This window comes from Xanthomonas sp. D-99 (genome assembly GCF_017746145.1).
In the GTDB taxonomy this organism is placed as follows: Bacteria; Pseudomonadota; Gammaproteobacteria; order Xanthomonadales; family Xanthomonadaceae; genus Xanthomonas; species Xanthomonas cissicola.
Window position 1 is genome coordinate 53,198 of the sequence record NZ_JAGHWU010000011.1, and the last position, 15,687, is coordinate 68,884.

Annotated in this window: 14 protein-coding genes; 9 read left to right on the forward strand and 5 right to left on the reverse strand. The window is 65.2% G+C overall.

What is annotated here, in order from left to right; translation table 11 throughout:
* Positions 1–487 precede the first annotated feature (487 nt).
* Positions 488–703, forward strand: a complete 216-nt coding sequence (locus tag J7360_RS05185; protein ID WP_057660944.1) for a cold-shock protein — start codon at positions 488–490, stop codon at positions 701–703.
* Positions 704–871: 168 nt separating this feature from the next.
* Positions 872–1,570 carry a glutathione S-transferase gene (locus tag J7360_RS05190; protein WP_209033404.1) on the forward strand — a complete coding sequence of 233 codons (699 nt, stop codon included), beginning with the start codon at positions 872–874 and terminating at the stop codon, positions 1,568–1,570.
* Positions 1,571–1,783: 213 nt separating this feature from the next.
* Here J7360_RS05190 and J7360_RS05195 read toward each other — a convergent pair whose 3' ends face one another.
* Positions 1,784–2,659 (reverse strand): alpha/beta hydrolase, encoded by an 876-nt coding sequence (locus tag J7360_RS05195; RefSeq protein ID WP_209033406.1) that lies wholly within the window; start codon positions 2,657–2,659, stop codon positions 1,784–1,786.
* 273 nt (positions 2,660–2,932) lie between these two features.
* Between J7360_RS05195 and J7360_RS05200 the strand changes: the two genes are divergently transcribed.
* Entirely contained in the window at positions 2,933–4,489 is a 1,557-nt protein-coding gene (locus J7360_RS05200; RefSeq protein ID WP_057660949.1) for a YdiU family protein, read from the forward strand.
* A 94-nt stretch (positions 4,490–4,583) separates the two neighbouring features.
* Positions 4,584–5,144, forward strand: a complete 561-nt coding sequence (locus tag J7360_RS05205) for an adenine phosphoribosyltransferase (RefSeq protein ID WP_007965724.1) — start codon at positions 4,584–4,586, stop codon at positions 5,142–5,144.
* A 100-nt stretch (positions 5,145–5,244) separates the two neighbouring features.
* On the opposite strand, the gene dbpA is transcribed toward J7360_RS05205, so the two are convergent.
* Positions 5,245–6,621 carry an ATP-dependent RNA helicase DbpA gene (gene dbpA / locus J7360_RS05210; protein WP_057660951.1) on the reverse strand — a complete coding sequence of 459 codons (1,377 nt, stop codon included), beginning with the start codon at positions 6,619–6,621 and terminating at the stop codon, positions 5,245–5,247.
* Between the two features lie 110 nt (positions 6,622–6,731).
* On the opposite strand from dbpA, the gene J7360_RS05215 reads away from it, so the two are divergent.
* Positions 6,732–8,621: an ATP-binding cassette domain-containing protein gene (locus J7360_RS05215; protein ID WP_007962650.1), complete on the forward strand. Its 1,890-nt coding sequence runs from the start codon at positions 6,732–6,734 to the stop codon at positions 8,619–8,621.
* Between the two features lie 279 nt (positions 8,622–8,900).
* Here the strand turns inward: J7360_RS05215 and J7360_RS05220 are convergent, their stop codons facing one another.
* Together J7360_RS05220 and J7360_RS05225 are read right to left on the reverse strand one after the other, a co-directional pair.
* Positions 8,901–9,326, reverse strand: a complete 426-nt coding sequence (locus J7360_RS05220; protein ID WP_007962652.1) for a barstar family protein — start codon at positions 9,324–9,326, stop codon at positions 8,901–8,903.
* Complete coding sequence (locus J7360_RS05225) at positions 9,323–9,763, reverse strand: ribonuclease (protein ID WP_057660956.1); 441 nt, start codon at positions 9,761–9,763, stop codon at positions 9,323–9,325. The genes J7360_RS05220 and J7360_RS05225 overlap by 4 nt, the downstream gene beginning before the upstream one ends.
* Positions 9,764–10,016: 253 nt before the next feature.
* Between J7360_RS05225 and J7360_RS05230 the strand changes: the two genes are divergently transcribed.
* A complete protein-coding gene (locus tag J7360_RS05230) occupies positions 10,017–10,628 on the forward strand; it encodes a superoxide dismutase (RefSeq protein ID WP_003486056.1) in 612 nt (203 codons plus the stop codon).
* A 205-nt stretch (positions 10,629–10,833) separates the two neighbouring features.
* Here the strand turns inward: J7360_RS05230 and J7360_RS05235 are convergent, their stop codons facing one another.
* Positions 10,834–11,667: an inositol monophosphatase family protein gene (locus J7360_RS05235; RefSeq protein WP_005913068.1), complete on the reverse strand. Its 834-nt coding sequence runs from the start codon at positions 11,665–11,667 to the stop codon at positions 10,834–10,836.
* 117 nt (positions 11,668–11,784) lie between these two features.
* Here J7360_RS05235 and J7360_RS05240 point away from each other — a divergent pair, with 117 nt between their 5' ends.
* Genes J7360_RS05240 through J7360_RS05250 form a run of 3 tightly spaced genes read left to right on the forward strand, consistent with a single transcriptional unit; the run spans position 11,785 to position 15,644 of the window.
* Positions 11,785–12,549 carry an RNA methyltransferase gene (locus J7360_RS05240; RefSeq protein ID WP_007971076.1) on the forward strand — a complete coding sequence of 255 codons (765 nt, stop codon included), beginning with the start codon at positions 11,785–11,787 and terminating at the stop codon, positions 12,547–12,549.
* Positions 12,550–12,600: 51 nt separating this feature from the next.
* Positions 12,601–13,530 carry a phosphate/phosphite/phosphonate ABC transporter substrate-binding protein gene (locus tag J7360_RS05245; protein WP_057660958.1) on the forward strand — a complete coding sequence of 310 codons (930 nt, stop codon included), beginning with the start codon at positions 12,601–12,603 and terminating at the stop codon, positions 13,528–13,530.
* Positions 13,527–15,644 (forward strand): EAL domain-containing protein, encoded by a 2,118-nt coding sequence (locus J7360_RS05250; protein ID WP_057660960.1) that lies wholly within the window; start codon positions 13,527–13,529, stop codon positions 15,642–15,644. Before J7360_RS05245 ends, J7360_RS05250 begins: the two co-directional genes overlap by 4 nt.
* The last annotated feature ends 43 nt before the right edge of the window (positions 15,645–15,687 follow it).

Genomic DNA, 15,687 nt, shown 5'->3' on the forward strand with positions numbered 1-15,687 from the left:
CTGGCAGAGGTGCGTCGTCGGCCGGGTCTGGGCTGGCTGACAGCTGGATGGTACGACCAAGGGCAGGGTGGGCCTGGCTCAGAGGGCGAATGGCTGCAAGGGTCACGGCGGGGCGACAGGCGCTGAGGCGCGGTCCAGGACGTCGCGGACCATGGCCGGGCAGGTGTCGTTAACGGCCCCCATGATCTGCGCAGCTGTAGGGTCGTCAGGCAGTGTCATCCGGCCAATTGGGATGGGGACAGTCCCGACAGGCCGTCGGATTGGACCTGACTGCAAAAGATTTGACGCAGGGTGTCGCTTTTTGCAGAAAACACGAGTACTGTGCACGCACTGTGTTTGCAAGGGTCACCGTGAATCGTGGCCTGGTGCAGCCGGATCGTTACAGATCTCGCTTCATCGTTCCGCTTTACCAACGCCTGCAACTCAGTCTCAGCTCCGGCTTTTCGGACGCTGCGATTTATCCATCAATAGTTCAGGAGTTAGTAAAATGTCAGACGCATCACGTCAGAGCGGTGTTGTGAAGTGGTTCAACGATGCCAAGGGCTTCGGTTTCATCACCCCGGAAAGTGGCCCCGACCTGTTCGTGCACTTCCGTGCCATCCAGGGCACCGGCTTCAAGTCGCTGCAGGAAGGCCAGAAGGTCACCTTCGTCGCCGTGCAGGGCCAGAAGGGTATGCAGGCTGACCAGGTGCAGGCGGTCTAATCCGTCTGCAACCGTAAGGTTGCCAAGGACGCCGGTCGCGCAAGCGACTGGCGTTTTTTTTGCCTGCAAGACAAGCGGAGCCTCGCTGGAGCGTCCGCCGGGCGCTGCTTGCGCACTGCGACGACGCCTGGATCGGTAGGATGTGCGCTTTCCGCGCGCAGCCATCTCATGATCACTGTTCACCATCTCAATAATTCCCGTTCCCAGCGCGTGCTGTGGCTGCTGGAAGAACTGGCGCTGCCTTACCAGATCGTGCGCCATGAGCGCGACCCCAAGACCATGCTGGCGCCGCCGGCGCTGCGCGCGATCCATCCGCTGGGCAAGTCGCCGGTGCTGGTCGATGGCGACCTGGTCGTGGCCGAATCTGGGGCGATCCTGGAGTACCTGACCGAGCGCTACGACACCGAGTGCGCGTTGTCGCCGTCGCCGCGGCCGCTGGATTCGCCAGAGCGCCTGCAGTTCCGCTATTGGATGCATTACGCCGAAGGCTCGGCGATGCCGCCGTTGCTGATGACCCTGATCTTCGGTCGCATCCGCAGCGCGCCGATGCCGTTCTTCGCCAAGCCTATCGCGCGTGCAATCGTGGACAAGGCGATGTCGGGCTTTGTGGGACCGCAGCTCACCTTGCATTTGAACTGGATGGAGCAGTCGTTGCAGGCCGGCAACTGGTTCGCTGGCGAACGCTTCACCGCCGCCGACATCCAGATTAGCTTCCCGGTACAGGCCGCTGCTGCACGCGGCGGCGGTCTGGAGAAATACCCGCGTCTGCATGCGTTTGTGGAACGGATCCAAGCGCGTCCGGCGTATCAGGCTGCGCTGAAGAAAGGCGGACCGTTCGAGCTGATGGGAAGCAAACCGGCCAAGTGACGGCATCGGAGAGTAGGGAGAGCGGGTGTGAGTGTAGGTGGGCGGGACTGTTTTACGCCCGCTGTCTGCTGCTACGACATGGCGCTCTCATCGCCACGCATTCGCTCATTCCGGATCCGAATGGCTACCCAGCGACACCGACGTCGGTACCGCTGCCCATCAGCCGTTCGCAGCAATCACTCAATTCGCAACCACGGCAGGACGCACTGCGGTTCAAGGCGCCCGGCACTGGCGCACAAACTGCAGCGTATCGTTCAGCACCTGCGAGCGCTCGGGCGATTTGCGCAGCGCCAGCAGGATGCCGAGATGGCCCATGCCCGGGTAGACCTTCAGTTCGGCGCTGCCGCCTTCGCGCGTGAGCGCCTGCTGCAGCGAGATGCTGTTCTGTAGTTCGACCACGCGGTCGGCATCGCCATGCAGCAGCAACATGGGCGGTTCGTCGCCGCCGACATAACGCACTGGTTGCGATTGCCGTTGCGCTGCCGGCGCATCGCCGAAAATTTCGACCAATTCGGGATCGGTCATCGGCATGAAGTCGTACGGCCCGGCCAGGCCCACCACGCCGCACAACTGGTTAGGTTTGAGGCCATGCGCCTGCAGCCAGCGGGCATCGGTGCCAAGCAGCGCGGCCATATGCGCGCCTGCCGAATGGCCCATCACCGCGAGGCGGCTCGGGTTGCCGCCGTACTCGTGCGCATGGCGGTAGCTCCAAGCGGTGGCGCCTGCCGCGTCGGACATGAACCCATGCAGCCCGACCTGCGGATACTTGCGGTAATCGGCCACCATCGCCACCACGCCCTGGCGCGCAAGTGCGCGGCCCACCCAGCGATAGTTGGCGCGTGAACCGCGCTTCCAGGTGCCGCCGTAGAAGAACACCACCACTGGCGCGTCGACTGCACCGCGAGGCTGATAGACATCCAACGCCAGGCCGTGTTCGGGATCGAACACCTGGTCGCGATGCTCGACGATGCCCGACCGGCTGGATGCAGCATTGATGCCCCCAAAGAAGACGCTGCTGCAGGCCGTCATGGTCAACGAACCGAGCAGCAGAATGGCAGGACGGAACCAGCGGGAAGCGCGCGAGGGCATGGGCAGTATCGTCAGGTGGGCGGGAGGGGGGCAGGTACGAACGCAACAGGCTGGCAAGTGCAGGCGAGAATGTGGCGAGCCGGCAACGTTCGCCTCTATCTGGTTCGCATCCGATCCGCAGCCGGCGGCTATTAGCGGCTATCGCACGTCGCAAGCATGTGCAGGACGAGCCCGCTCGGCACACGCCAGTCGAGTGAAGATACGGTGCGCGGGCAGCGCCGGATGCGGTATCGCCCATGCCAGGTTCACCGCCGGTGGCCTAGGCTTGCCGGCATGACACACCTGCGCTTCGATAATCGTCTGCGTCAACAGCTGCCTGGCGACCCGGAAGAGGGTTCGCGCCGGCGCGAGGTGAGCGCTGCTTGGTCGGCAGTCCTGCCGACGCCGGTCGCTGCTCCGTCCTTGATCGCGCATTCGGCGGAGATGGCGCAGGTGCTGGGCCTGGATGCGGCCGAGATCGCCAGTGCGCAGTTCGCCCAGGTGTTCGGCGGCAATGCGCTGTACCCGGGAATGCAGCCTTGGGCGGTCAACTACGGTGGGCACCAGTTCGGGCATTGGGCCGGGCAGCTTGGCGACGGGCGGGCGATCTCGCTGGGTGAGGCGATCGGAACCGACGGCGGTCGCTACGAATTGCAACTCAAGGGTGCCGGCCCGACGCCGTATTCGCGCGGCGCCGATGGGCGCGCCGTGTTGCGCTCGTCGATCCGCGAATTCCTGTGCAGCGAGGCCATGCATCATCTGGGCGTGCCGACCACGCGTGCCTTGAGCCTGGTCGGCACCGGCGATGCGGTGGTGCGCGACATGTTCTACGACGGCCACCCGCAACGCGAGCCGGGCGCGATCGTATGCCGGGTGGCGCCCTCGTTCATCCGCTTCGGCAACTTCGAATTGCCCAGCGCACGCGGCGATATCGCTTTGCTGCGGCAGTGGGTGGATTTCACCATCGCCCGCGATTTCCCGGCGTTGGCCGGTGCCGGCGAGGCGCTCTACGCCGACTGGTTTACGCAGGTCTGCGAGCGCACCGCGGTCATGGTGGCCCATTGGCTGCGGGTCGGGTTCGTGCATGGGGTGATGAATACCGACAACATGTCCATCCTTGGTTTGACCATCGACTATGGCCCGTATGGCTGGGTCGACGACTACGACCCGGACTGGACGCCCAATACCACCGACGCGCAGGGGCGGCGCTATCGCTTCGGCACCCAGCCGCAAGTGGCCTACTGGAATCTGGGCCGGCTTGCCCAGGCGCTGGCGCCGCTGTTTCCCGACCAGGCCCCGCTGCAACACGGGCTGGACCGTTTTCGCGATACCTACCTGGCGTGCGACCGGCACGACACCGCTGCCAAGCTGGGGTTGGCAGAGTGTCGCGACGAGGATCTGCAGCTGATCGACGCGCTGCGCGCACTGATGCGCGAATCCGAGATGGACATGACGCTGACCTTCCGTGGCCTGATCGACCTGTCGCCCGACCATCCGGACCCCGCGCAGCTGCGCGCGGCCTTTTACGACGAAGACAAACGCGTTGCGGATGCGCCGCAGCTGCAGCAATGGCTGCAGCGCTACGCCGCGCGCCTGCAGCAGGATCCACTGCCGCCGGACGAGCGACACACGCGCATGCGCCTGGCCAACCCGCGCTATGTATTGCGCAATTATCTGGCGCAGCAGGCGATCGACCGTGCCGAACAGGGGGACCCGTCCGGGGTTCAGGAGTTGCTGGAAGTCATGCGCCGCCCATACGACGATCAGCCCGGGCGCGATGCATTTGCGGCGCGGCGGCCGGAATGGGCACGCGATCGCGCCGGGTGTTCGATGCTGTCGTGCAGTTCCTGACGCGCTCAGATGCAGGTATGCCGTCAATCCGGCGTGGATGGCGTACGCAGCCTAGAATAGGCGCAACCCCACCGGCCACCACGCCACCGCCCTCATGACTGACTGCAGCCGCTGCGCCGGCACCAATACTTCCGGACCCAACCATTGGTCGGAGCGCATTCGCGACATCGTCGATTTCCCCAAGCCAGGCATCGTCTTCAAGGACATTACTCCGTTGCTGTCGGATGGCCCGGATTTCGCTTCTGCGCTGGACGAAATGGCGCAGCCGTGGCGGACCACGCCGCTGGATGCGGTGCTGGGTATCGAGGCGCGCGGTTTCATTCTGGGGGCGGCGCTGGCGCGCGAACTGCGGACCGGCTTCGTGCCGGTGCGCAAGCCGGGCAAGCTGCCGGGGCGCACGCTGATCCAGGAATATGCGCTGGAATACGGCACCGATCGCATCGAAATGCATGAGGATGCGCTGCCGCGCGGGGCGCGCGTGCTGATTGTCGACGACGTGCTGGCCACCGGCGGCACACTGCGTGCGGCCTTGGGACTTGCTGCCCAACTCGAACTTGAAGTCGTTGGCGCAGCCGTGCTGGTGGAGCTGCAGGGACTGCAGGGTCGCCAGAAGTGGGCGAACGATGTACCGCTGTTGGCGACGCTTTCTTACTGAGTCCAAGCGCTGGAAGCGACGCTGGGTGCGTGGCAGCGCCTGCATCCAGGATTGCTCCTGCTGAACAGCGGCGGCCGGCACGACGCCGGCCGCGCTGCGTTTAGAGCTTGCTTACCCGAAACCGGCGTCCCTTGATCTTGCCTGCGTGCAAGTGTGCCAGCGCCTTGGCGACCTGCGCGCGGGCAATGGCCACGTAGGAGCGGGTAGGGTAGATGGCGATCTTGCCGATTGCCGCGCCGGAGAGCCCGGCTTCGCCGGTCAGGGCGCCCAGGATGTCGCCGGCGCGCAGCTTGTCGGTCTTGCCGCCGTCGATGCGCAAGGTGGTCATTGCCGCCTGCGGCAGTTGCGCCGGACGCGCAGTGGCCAGCGGTGCACGCGACCATTTCAACGGCTGGCCTTGTTCGGTTTCCAATGCCTGCGCGCGAGCGGTTTCGCGCGGGGCAACCAGGCTCAGCGCCAGCCCGTGCTTGCCGGCGCGTGCGGTACGGCCAATGCGGTGGCGATAGGTTTCGGTATCGGTGGGCAGCTCGTAGTTGACCACGGCCGAAAGGTCTTCCACGTCCAGCCCGCGTGCGGCCACGTCGCTGGCCACCAGGACGTTGCAGCTGCGGTTGACGAAGCGCACCAGCACTTCGTCGCGGTCGCGCTGTTCCATGTCGCCATGCAAGGCGAGCGCAGAGAAACCGAATTCCTGCAGCGAACCCGCCACCTCGTCCACTTCCTTGCGGGTATTGCAGAACACCACGCTGGATTCGGGATTGAAGCGCAGCAGCAGGCCGGCGACGGCCTTTTGCCGATAGGTCGGGTCGACCTCGAAGAACTGCTGATCGATCTCCGGTGCGCTATCGGCGCCTTCCACCGTGATCTCGACCGGTTCTTTCAACAGCTCGCGTGCGAGCGTGCGGATGCTGTCCGGGAACGTGGCCGAAAACAGCAGGCTCTGACGATGTTTGTCGCAACGGCTGGCGATCTCGCGGATGGGTTCTTCGAAGCCCATGTCGAGCATGCGGTCGGCCTCGTCCAGCACCAGCGTGCGCACGCCGCCCAAATGCAGGGCGCGTTTGCGGGCCAGTTCCTGGATGCGGCCGGGCGTGCCGACCACCACTTGCGGGTCGTGCGCTTCGAGAGAAGCCAACTGCGGGCCCAGCGGCATGCCGCCAGTAAGCACCACCAGCTTCATGTTGGGGATACCGGTGGCGAGCCTGCGCAGCTGCTTGCCGACCTGGTCGGCCAGTTCGCGGGTGGGGCAGAGCACCAGCGCCTGTGCGCGGGTGAGTGCGGGGTCGAGCTTTTGCAGCAGGCCCAGTCCGAACGCGGCGGTCTTGCCGCTGCCGGTCGGCGCCTGCGCGATGACATCGAGCCCCTGCAGGATCGGCGGTAGGCTCTGCGCCTGGATGGGGGTCAAAACGGTGTAGCCAAGGGCGTCGATGCCGGGGGCCAGGGCCGGCGACAGCGGCAGCGCGGAGAATTCGTTCATGGCGCATTTTAGCCCGGGATTGGGAAGTAGGGATTCGGGATTGGTCACCGCGACAGCGTGCGCTTTTGCCAATCCCGAATCCCCAATCACCAATCCCGTACAATTGGCCCATGCCTTTAATCACTCTGCAAAGCGTCGACTACAGCGTCGGCGGCCCCTTGTTGCTGGAAAAAACCGACCTCGCAATCGAGCCGGGCGAGCGTATCGCCTTGATCGGCCGCAATGGCGCCGGCAAATCGACCTTGATGAAATTGATCGCCGGCGAGCTCAAGCCAGACGATGGCGAAGTGCGCGTGCAACAGGGTGTGCGTATCGCGCGGCTGGAGCAGGAGGTGCCGCAGGGGACCGGTGGCAGCGTGTTCGACGTGGTGGCCGATGGTCTGGGCGAGTTGGGCCATTGGCTGGCCGAATTCCATCAGCTCAGCCATGCCGATGTGTTCGACGCCGATGCGTTCGGCAAGGTGCAGGCCAAGATCGATGCGGCCGACGGGTGGGCGTTGGATCAACGCGTCACCGAGACGCTGACCAAGCTGGAACTGGATGGCGATGCGGAGTTCGCGCGGCTGTCCGGTGGCATGAAGCGCCGCGTGTTGTTGGCGCGTTCGCTGGTGTCCTCGCCGGATGTGCTGCTGCTGGACGAACCGACCAACCATCTGGATATCGAAGCCATCGATTGGCTGGAAACCTTCCTGAAGGGCTGGAGCGGCAGCGTGCTGTTCGTCACCCACGACCGGCGCTTCCTGCGTGCGTTGGCCACCCGCATCGTTGAAATCGATCGCGGCCAGGTCACCAGCTGGCCAGGCGACTGGGCCAACTACGAGCGTCGCCGCGAGGAACGGCTCAATGCGCAGGCGCAGGAGAATGCGCGCTTCGACAAGTTGCTGGCCCAGGAAGAGATCTGGATCCGTCAGGGCATCAAGGCCCGGCGCACCCGCGACGAGGGTCGCGTGCGGCGTCTGGAATCGATGCGCAACGAGCGTGTGCAGCGCCGCGAGCTCACCGGCAATGTGCGCATGGAGGTCTCGCAAGGCGAGGCGTCCGGCAAGAAGGTGATCGAGGCCAAGGAGGTTGGCTTCGCGTTCGGTGCGCGCACGATGGTCAAGGATTTTTCCACCATCATCCAGCGTGGCGACCGCATCGGCCTGATCGGCCCCAATGGCAGCGGCAAGACCACCTTGCTCAAGCTGTTGCTGGGCGATCTGCAGTCACAGCAGGGCGAAATCCGCATCGGCACCAATCTGCAGATCGCGTATTTCGACCAATACCGTTCCACCCTGCGCGAAGACTGGAGCGCGATCGAAAACGTGGCCGAGGGCCGTGATTTCCTGGAAATCAACGGCAAGCGCAAGCACGTGCACGCCTATCTGCAGGATTTCCTGTTCACGCCCGAGCGCGCCCGCGCGCCGATCACGCGCCTGTCCGGCGGCGAGCGCAATCGCCTGTTGCTGGCACGTCTGTTCGCGCAGCCGTCCAACCTGCTGGTGATGGACGAACCGACCAACGACCTGGACGTGGAAACGTTGGAGCTGCTGGAGGAATTGCTGGGCGAATACTCCGGTACGCTGCTGCTGGTCAGCCATGACCGCGACTTCCTCGACAACGTGGTGACCTCCACGCTGGTGATGGAGGGCGACGGCCTGATTGGCGATTACATCGGCGGCTACAGCGATTCGCTGCGCCAGCGCCGTACGCCGGTGGGCAACGCGATGGCGGTGGCCAAGGCGTCGGCTACCGCGGTGGCGACCGCGCCCGTGGCTGCGGTGCCGGCGGACGCTGCTGCCAAGCGCAAGCTCAGCTACAAGGATGCACGCGAACTGGAGCAACTGCCTGTCCTGATCGAGACGCTGGAGCAGCAAGTGGCCACGCTCACTGAGGCAATGAACGAGCCGGCTTTCTATCAGCGCGACAGTGCGGCGATGGCGGCCCACACCGCAGCGTTGGGCGATGCGCAAAAGCAACTGGATGCGGCGTACGCGCGCTGGAGCGAGCTGGATAGTTGATCGTTGGCCGGCACGCTAACGCGCGCCGCTCTGGCGCGGGGCAGGGCGATGGTGGCGTGCGATCGCGCCCGGGCGCCGCTGGATGCGGGTGTGCCGCGATCGGTATTCGCCAGAAGTACCATCGCTGACCGCCAGCGCCGCGCGATGCCTATGCAACATCGCAAGCGCGCATCAGGTCTGCGGCGGCATGCATGAAGCCAGGGCTTCTGCAATGGGCGTGTGGCGCCGGTGCCAGGTGTGTCCGCTCGGCTGGTTGCGCAGGCGTTCTGCTGGCTGCCCTCAGTCGCAGGCGCTTGCTGGCGCAACGAACGCCGCAAAGGTCAGCCCGCGCGCTGCCCAGGCATTTGCGACTTCGTCGAGGAGATCCAGCAAGGTGTCGCGGTCGTTGGGTGCCGTGCTGGCCAGCGCCTGGGCGCCGTCGATGAGCAGTGCATAGCCATGTGGCGAAGGCAGCCACGCCAGGTCACGCAGGGCATCGCTGAGCGCGTCCCAGTTGCGGCCGAAGCTGGTTGGGAAATCCAGTTGCGTGGCCAGGCGCATCAGTAGCATGCGTTTGTCGCTGCAGGTGGTCAGATCCACGCGCAAGATGCGTAAGCCGGCATCGCGCGCGAGCGCGGCCATAGTGTCCAGATCGTCGGTCTCGGCCTGATACACCCCCGATTGCTGCGGATCGGACAGATCCAGCGCGAAGTCGCCAGCGCTCACGGTGCCTGGTCCGGGGTCGGGCCATCGAAGGCTTTGAAGCTCTGGTAATGATCGTCGCTGTAGTACCACGCCTCGGGTGGGGTGCCGCCGGTGACGATGCGGCGCGCGCCGCGATCCGGGCTGCCGGGGGTATCGACAGTGTATTCGCGGTAATAGCCGCGCGGGCGCTCAGGCAGGCGATGCTCGCGATTGCCGAACACGCCACCATCCTGCGGATGCGGAAACGGGCCGCCGCGCTGGATCAGTACGATGGTGGCCATTGCCTCGGTCGGCAGAAAGGCGGGCAGACGCGGCACCTCGCGCGTCGGTGCGGTTGCGGCGATCGGTGCATTGAGTTGCGGCGCGAACTGCGGCTTGGGCGTCTGCATCGCGCGCATGCCCCACAGGCCGGCAACGAGCAGCGCGATGGCGACAATGAGCAAAGCGGGCTTGCGCATGAAGACGGTCCGAAAAATGGGTGCGGCAGAGCAAGTATGCCGATGCGCGACTGTGTCGACTTTGAACGTGGCCGGCACCGGGGTGGTTCACGCCCAAGTAACCGGGACATGGTGCAAGGTGTGCGGCGAACATCGTGCGGCATGCGATGGGATGAAGTTTCCCTACCAGCACCCTTGGTAAGCGCTGCCGCCGTCCTTACCATCTACCCCGCAACGCCCGGCCTTCGCCGGGCGGCAAGTCCAGGAGATACGCATGGCTTACACCCTTCCGCAGTTGCCCTACGCCTACGACGCGCTGGAACCGAACATCGATGCGCAGACGATGGAAATCCATCACACCAAGCATCACCAGACCTACATCAACAACGTCAATGCGGCGCTGGAAGGGACCGAGTACGCCGATCTGCCGATCGAAGAACTGGTCTCCAAGCTGAAGAGCCTGCCGGAAAACCTGCAGGGTCCGGTGCGCAACAACGGCGGCGGCCACGCCAACCACTCCCTGTTCTGGACCGTGCTGTCGCCCAACGGTGGCGGCGAGCCCAAGGGTGAGGTCGCCAAGGCGATCGACAAGGATCTCGGCGGCTTCGAGAAGTTCAAGGAAGCCTTCACCAAGGCCGCCGTCAGCCGCTTCGGCTCCGGTTGGGCGTGGCTGAGCGTGACCCCGGACAAAAAGCTGGTGGTGGAAAGTACCGCCAACCAGGACAGCCCGCTGTTCGAAGGCAACACGCCGATCCTGGGTCTGGACGTGTGGGAACATGCGTACTACCTGAAGTACCAGAACCGTCGCCCGGAATACATCGGCGCGTTCTATAACGCCGTCAATTGGGAAGAAGTCGAGCGCCGCTACCACGCCGCGATCGCCTGAGGTCCTGCATCGGCGCTAGGCACTGCTTAGCGCTGTCACAGCGGCACCCAACGCACAAGGCCGGGAGCGATCCCGGCCTTGTGCGTTTACTGCGCCGTGTGTAGGAGCGACCCCGGTCGCGAGAGGCTTTGCAGGGAACGCTCCTCGCGCCCGGGCGCGCTCCTACGTTGTGCAGGCGTCGCTTAGAACCCGGGGTGTGGGGCGATCAGAACTTGGCGTCGAACTCGCGGGCGTAGCCGGTGTTGACGATGACCTTTTGCAATGCATCGCTGATCTTGATGTTGCCGGCCACGATCTGCTGCGTCTCAGGACCCATGTTGTCCATGCGCGGCGGGGTGGCGCCCTTGTAGTCGCAGACGCGGCCACCGGCCTCGCGCACCAGCAACACACCAGCGGCGATGTCCCAGGCTTTGACCCCCGCTTCGAAATAGGCATCGGCGCGGCCGCAGGCGACATACGCCAGGTCCAGCGCCGCCGAGCCGGTGCGACGCACGTCTTCGGCCTGCACCAGTAGCGCATCCACGCACTTGAGCTGTGCACTGGCGCGCGCGCGTTCGCGCGGCGGGAAGCCGGTGTGGACCATGGCACCTTCCAGATCCTTGCGCTCTGCAATACGGATGCGACGGTCGTTGAGCACCGCGCCGGCGCCGCGGCTGGCAGTGAACAACTCGTTGCGCAGCGGGTCGAAGATCACCGCATCGGTCGGTTCGCCATTTTCCACCAGCGCGATCGACACGCAGTAATGCGGAAAGCCGCGCAGATAGTTGCTGGTGCCGTCGAGCGGATCGATGACCCAGGTGTAGCGACCACTCTTGCCGCCCTGCACGCCGCCTTCTTCGCCGAACACGGCGTATTCGGGGTAGCCGCGCTTGAGTTCCTTGATGATGACCTTCTCGGCATCGGCATCGACTTCGCTGGCGTAGTCCATTCGGCCTTTCTGCACCACATTGAGCGCATCGAGCTTGTTGATACCGCGCAACAGCACATTGCCGGCGAGGCGGGCGGCTTTGACCATGACGGTGACGGCGGGTTTCTGCATGGTGAAAGCTCCCGTGAAGGCAGAATCGGACAATGGCGAAGGTAAAAGAGCGGTCCGGCGCGAAAGCCGGCCGCGCAGTTTACCATCTACGGCCGAACAGCTTCCCGATCTCCGTTCATGTCCGTCAGCCAGCGCATCCGATTTGTTCTTGTGGGTACCCAGCATCCAGGCAACATCGGCGCCGCGGCGCGTGCGATGAAGACCATGGGGGTCTCGCGCCTGGTGCTGGTGGCACCCGAGCGCGCACTCGATGAAGATGCCTACCGGCGCTCGGCCGGCGCCGAAGACGTGCTGAGCCAGGCGCCGATCTTCGCGACGCTGGGCGAAGCGGTGGCCGACTGCACGCTGGTGATTGGCTGCACTGCGCGCGCGCGCCGGGTCGCGTTGGAAGAACTACTGCCGGACGAGGGCGCGCAGCGCGCGCTCGCCAAGGCGGGCGAGCCGGCCGAAGTGGCCTTCGTGTTCGGCCGCGAGCGCACCGGTCTGACCAACGATGAGCTGCAGCTGTGCCACGCCGCGGTCCATATCCCCTCCGATCCGCAGTTCAGTTCGCTGAATCTGGCTGCGGCCGTGCAGGTGCTGGCGTATGAAGTACGACTGGCGCAACTGGCGGCAGGCGAGGCCGAACCAGCTCCGGCAGCGGCTTCCGGGTTGCGCGACGGACCGGCCAGCCACGCACAGCTGGAAGGGATGTTCGGCCAGCTGGGCGACACGCTGGACGAGATCGACTTCCACAAGGGCCGTGCGCCGGAGTCGGCGATGCGCAAGCTGCGCCGGCTGTTGCTGCGCGCGGAGATGACCGAGCAGGAGGTGCGACTGATTCGCGGCATCCTGTCCGATGCGCAGCGCATGGCCATGCTTGCCAGACAGGCCGGAAACTGACGTCTGTCACATCTTCGAAGATTCGGCTAGGCTGTCCGCGGCTCTAGGGGAGTGTCCGTTTTGCGCGGTCTACGATGGTGTCTGATTGCCTGCTGGCTGATTGCCGGGGCAGGCTTGGCCGTGACGGCTGCGGCAGCGCCTTCCTCGGTCCTGGTGCTTGGACGGATCAGCGATGATCCCGCCAGCCATTACGAGCAGCTCAAGCCCCTGCTGGATTACGTGGTGCCGCGCATGCGCGAGGTCGGGATCCGCCGCGGCGAAATCCTGATGGCGCCGGATGCGCGCCAGATGTCCAGCTATCTGCGGCGTGGCCGGGTCGATTGGGTCAGCGAGACGACCGGTGCGGCGATGCTGCTGGAACAGCGCGGCAGCGCGCACCCCTTGCTCATGACCGAGCGTGGCGGACTGCGCGATTTCCATACGCTGTTCTTCGTGCGCCGCGACAGCCCGATCCATTCGCTGTCGCAGTTGCGCGGCCACACCCTGGCATTGCAGAACGCCTCGTCCACCAGCGGCTACCTGCTACCGATGCTCGAACTGCTGCGCAACGGCATCGCGTGCGATGTGCTGCTGTCGGCCGACGACACCCCGGCGCGCGGATCGGCCGGCTATCTGATGGTGGGGTCGAAATTGAACGTTGCCGCGTTCGTGTACAAACACCTGATCGACGTGGGCGCGCTCAGCAACGTCGATTGGGACGACGAACGCCACATGCCACCGGTGTTCAAGCGCGACTTCCGCATCGTGCACCGCACCGCGCCGGTGCCGCGCGCGGTGGAAATGGTGCGCGCAGGAATGGATCCGGCCGTGGAGCAGCGTCTGCGGGTGGTGTTGCTGCAGGCCGCCTCAGATCCCAAGGCGGGCCCGGCGCTGAAACGCTTTTTCGATACCACCGGGTTTCGTCCGCTGGATTCCGCTAGTCGCCGACGTCTGCAGGAGTTGAGCGCGGGCGTGCAACGCGTCAGGGATCACGTGGAATGACTCAGGTGCGCTTCGGCTTGCAGGCACGCTTTCTCTTGGTGATGGCGCTGACGCTGCTGCTGGTCGGTGCGATTCTGGCTTCGCTGCTGCAGCGACAAAGCGCGATGCAGCGCGAAGTGCGCGGCTTGAGTGCGCAAATCCTGCACGAGCTGTTCGATTGTAGCCTGCGCACGCGCGGCGAAACGCTGGCGACCGAGCTGGCTTCCGGATTGGCCAACCCCTTGTATTACTCGGATCTGGGCGCGGTGGGCGCGCTGGTGCGCAATGCCTCGCGCCAGCAGGTGGTGAGCTACGTACTGGTGTTCGACCGCCACGGCCGGCTGGTTCATGACGGCACGCCGACCTTGCAGCGTTACGGGCAGGCCATGACCGATCCGCTCGCCGCCAAGGCGCTGGCGGCGCAGGCGATGGTGTTGCAGTCCTCGCCGGAGGTGCTGGATGTGACGGTGCCGATCAAGATCGGCGACCAGCGCATCGGTGGGGTGCGCGTGGGCATGTCGCGCGAGCGGGTGCGCAAGATCGAATCCGGCGCCAATCTCACCCTGGTGCAGAACCTCAACGCCATCGGCAAGCGCGATCTGGGCTGGTTGCTGGTCCTGCTGGCCGCGCTGGTCGGGCTGGGCGTGTTGCTGGCCATCTACGTGCAGCGCACGCTGGTGGCGCCGATTCGGTTGCTGGCGGCAGCGGCAAAGCAGATCGAACGGGGCGACTACGCGGTGCAGCTGCCGCCGCATCCGCGCAACGACGAGATCGGCGAGCTGATTTCCGCGTTCGGGCGCATGAGCGAAAGCATCGCCCGGCACGACCGCGAGGTGCGGCATATGGCCTACACCGATGCGTTGACCGGGCTGACCAACCGCCTAGGCTTTCGCGAGGGTCTGGATCATCTGCTCCACACCGCGCGCAGCACCGACAGCAAGCTGGCCTTGCTGTTCGCCGATATCGACGACTTCAAACGCGTCAACGACACGCTTGGCCATGAGGCCGGCGACGAAGCCTTGCTGCAGTTCGCCAGCCGCATCAGCCGCGCGGTTGCCGCGCTGGGCGGCGACGATGCGATTCTGGCGCGCTTCGGCGGCGATGAGTTTGTGATCCTGCTGCAGAGCGGCGATGTCAGCCTGCTGGCGGCGCAACTGGCCGACCGGCTGGTGCACGAACTGAGCCGGCCGTTGAACGTGCAGGGCCGCGAAGTGTTCCTGGGGACCTCGATCGGCATCACGCTGTTCCCCGATGATGCGCGCGATGCCACCGCGCTGCTGAAGAATGGCGACATCGCCATGTACCAGGCCAAGGTGGCCGGCAAGAACTGCCATCGCTTCTACAGCCGCGCCGCCGACCACGCGGTGGAACGCCGCGTGCACATGGAGCACGAGTTGCGCGGGGCCTGGGAACGCGACGAGCTGCGCCTGGTCTACCAGCCCATCTACCGCACCAGCGACCGCGTGCTGGTGGGCGTGGAAGTGCTATTGCGCTGGCAGCATCCGGCGCTCGGAACGATTGCGCCGTCCACCTTTATCGATATTGCCGAGCAGAGCGGCCTGATCGAAGTGATCGGCCCCAAGGTACTGCGCGCGGCCTGCCTGGAGGCGGCGCAGTGGCCAGTGTTGGGCGAGGGCCTGTTCGTGTCGGTCAACGTTTCGCCGCGGCAACTGCGCAGCGGTGCGCTGATCGACACCGTGGCCGGGTGCCTGGCCGAGTCGGGACTGCCTGCCGCGCGCCTGCATCTGGAGCTGACCGAGACCGCCGTGATCGGCGACGAGATGATGGCTGCCAGCCTGCTCGATCAACTGCACCGCACCGGCGTGAAGGTGTGGCTGGACGATTTCGGCACCGGCTTCTCCGGCTTGAGCCATTTGCGTCAGGTGCCGGTGGACGGGGTCAAGATCGACAAGAGTTTCATTGCCGACCTGCAGCGCGACCCGGACGATCTGGCGCTGACCACCGCGATCATCAACATGGCGCACTCGCTGGGAATCACCGTGGTTGCCGAAGGCATCGAGCAGGAGGCGCAATTCAACCTGTTGCGCGAGCGCGGTTGCGATCTGGGCCAGGGCTATTGGTTCAGCAGGCCGTTGAGCCCGACCGACATGGTCAAGCTGATCGCGGCAGGCTGAGCAGCGCAGGAGTGCGCCTGAGTGCAACGGGCTTTATTGGTAA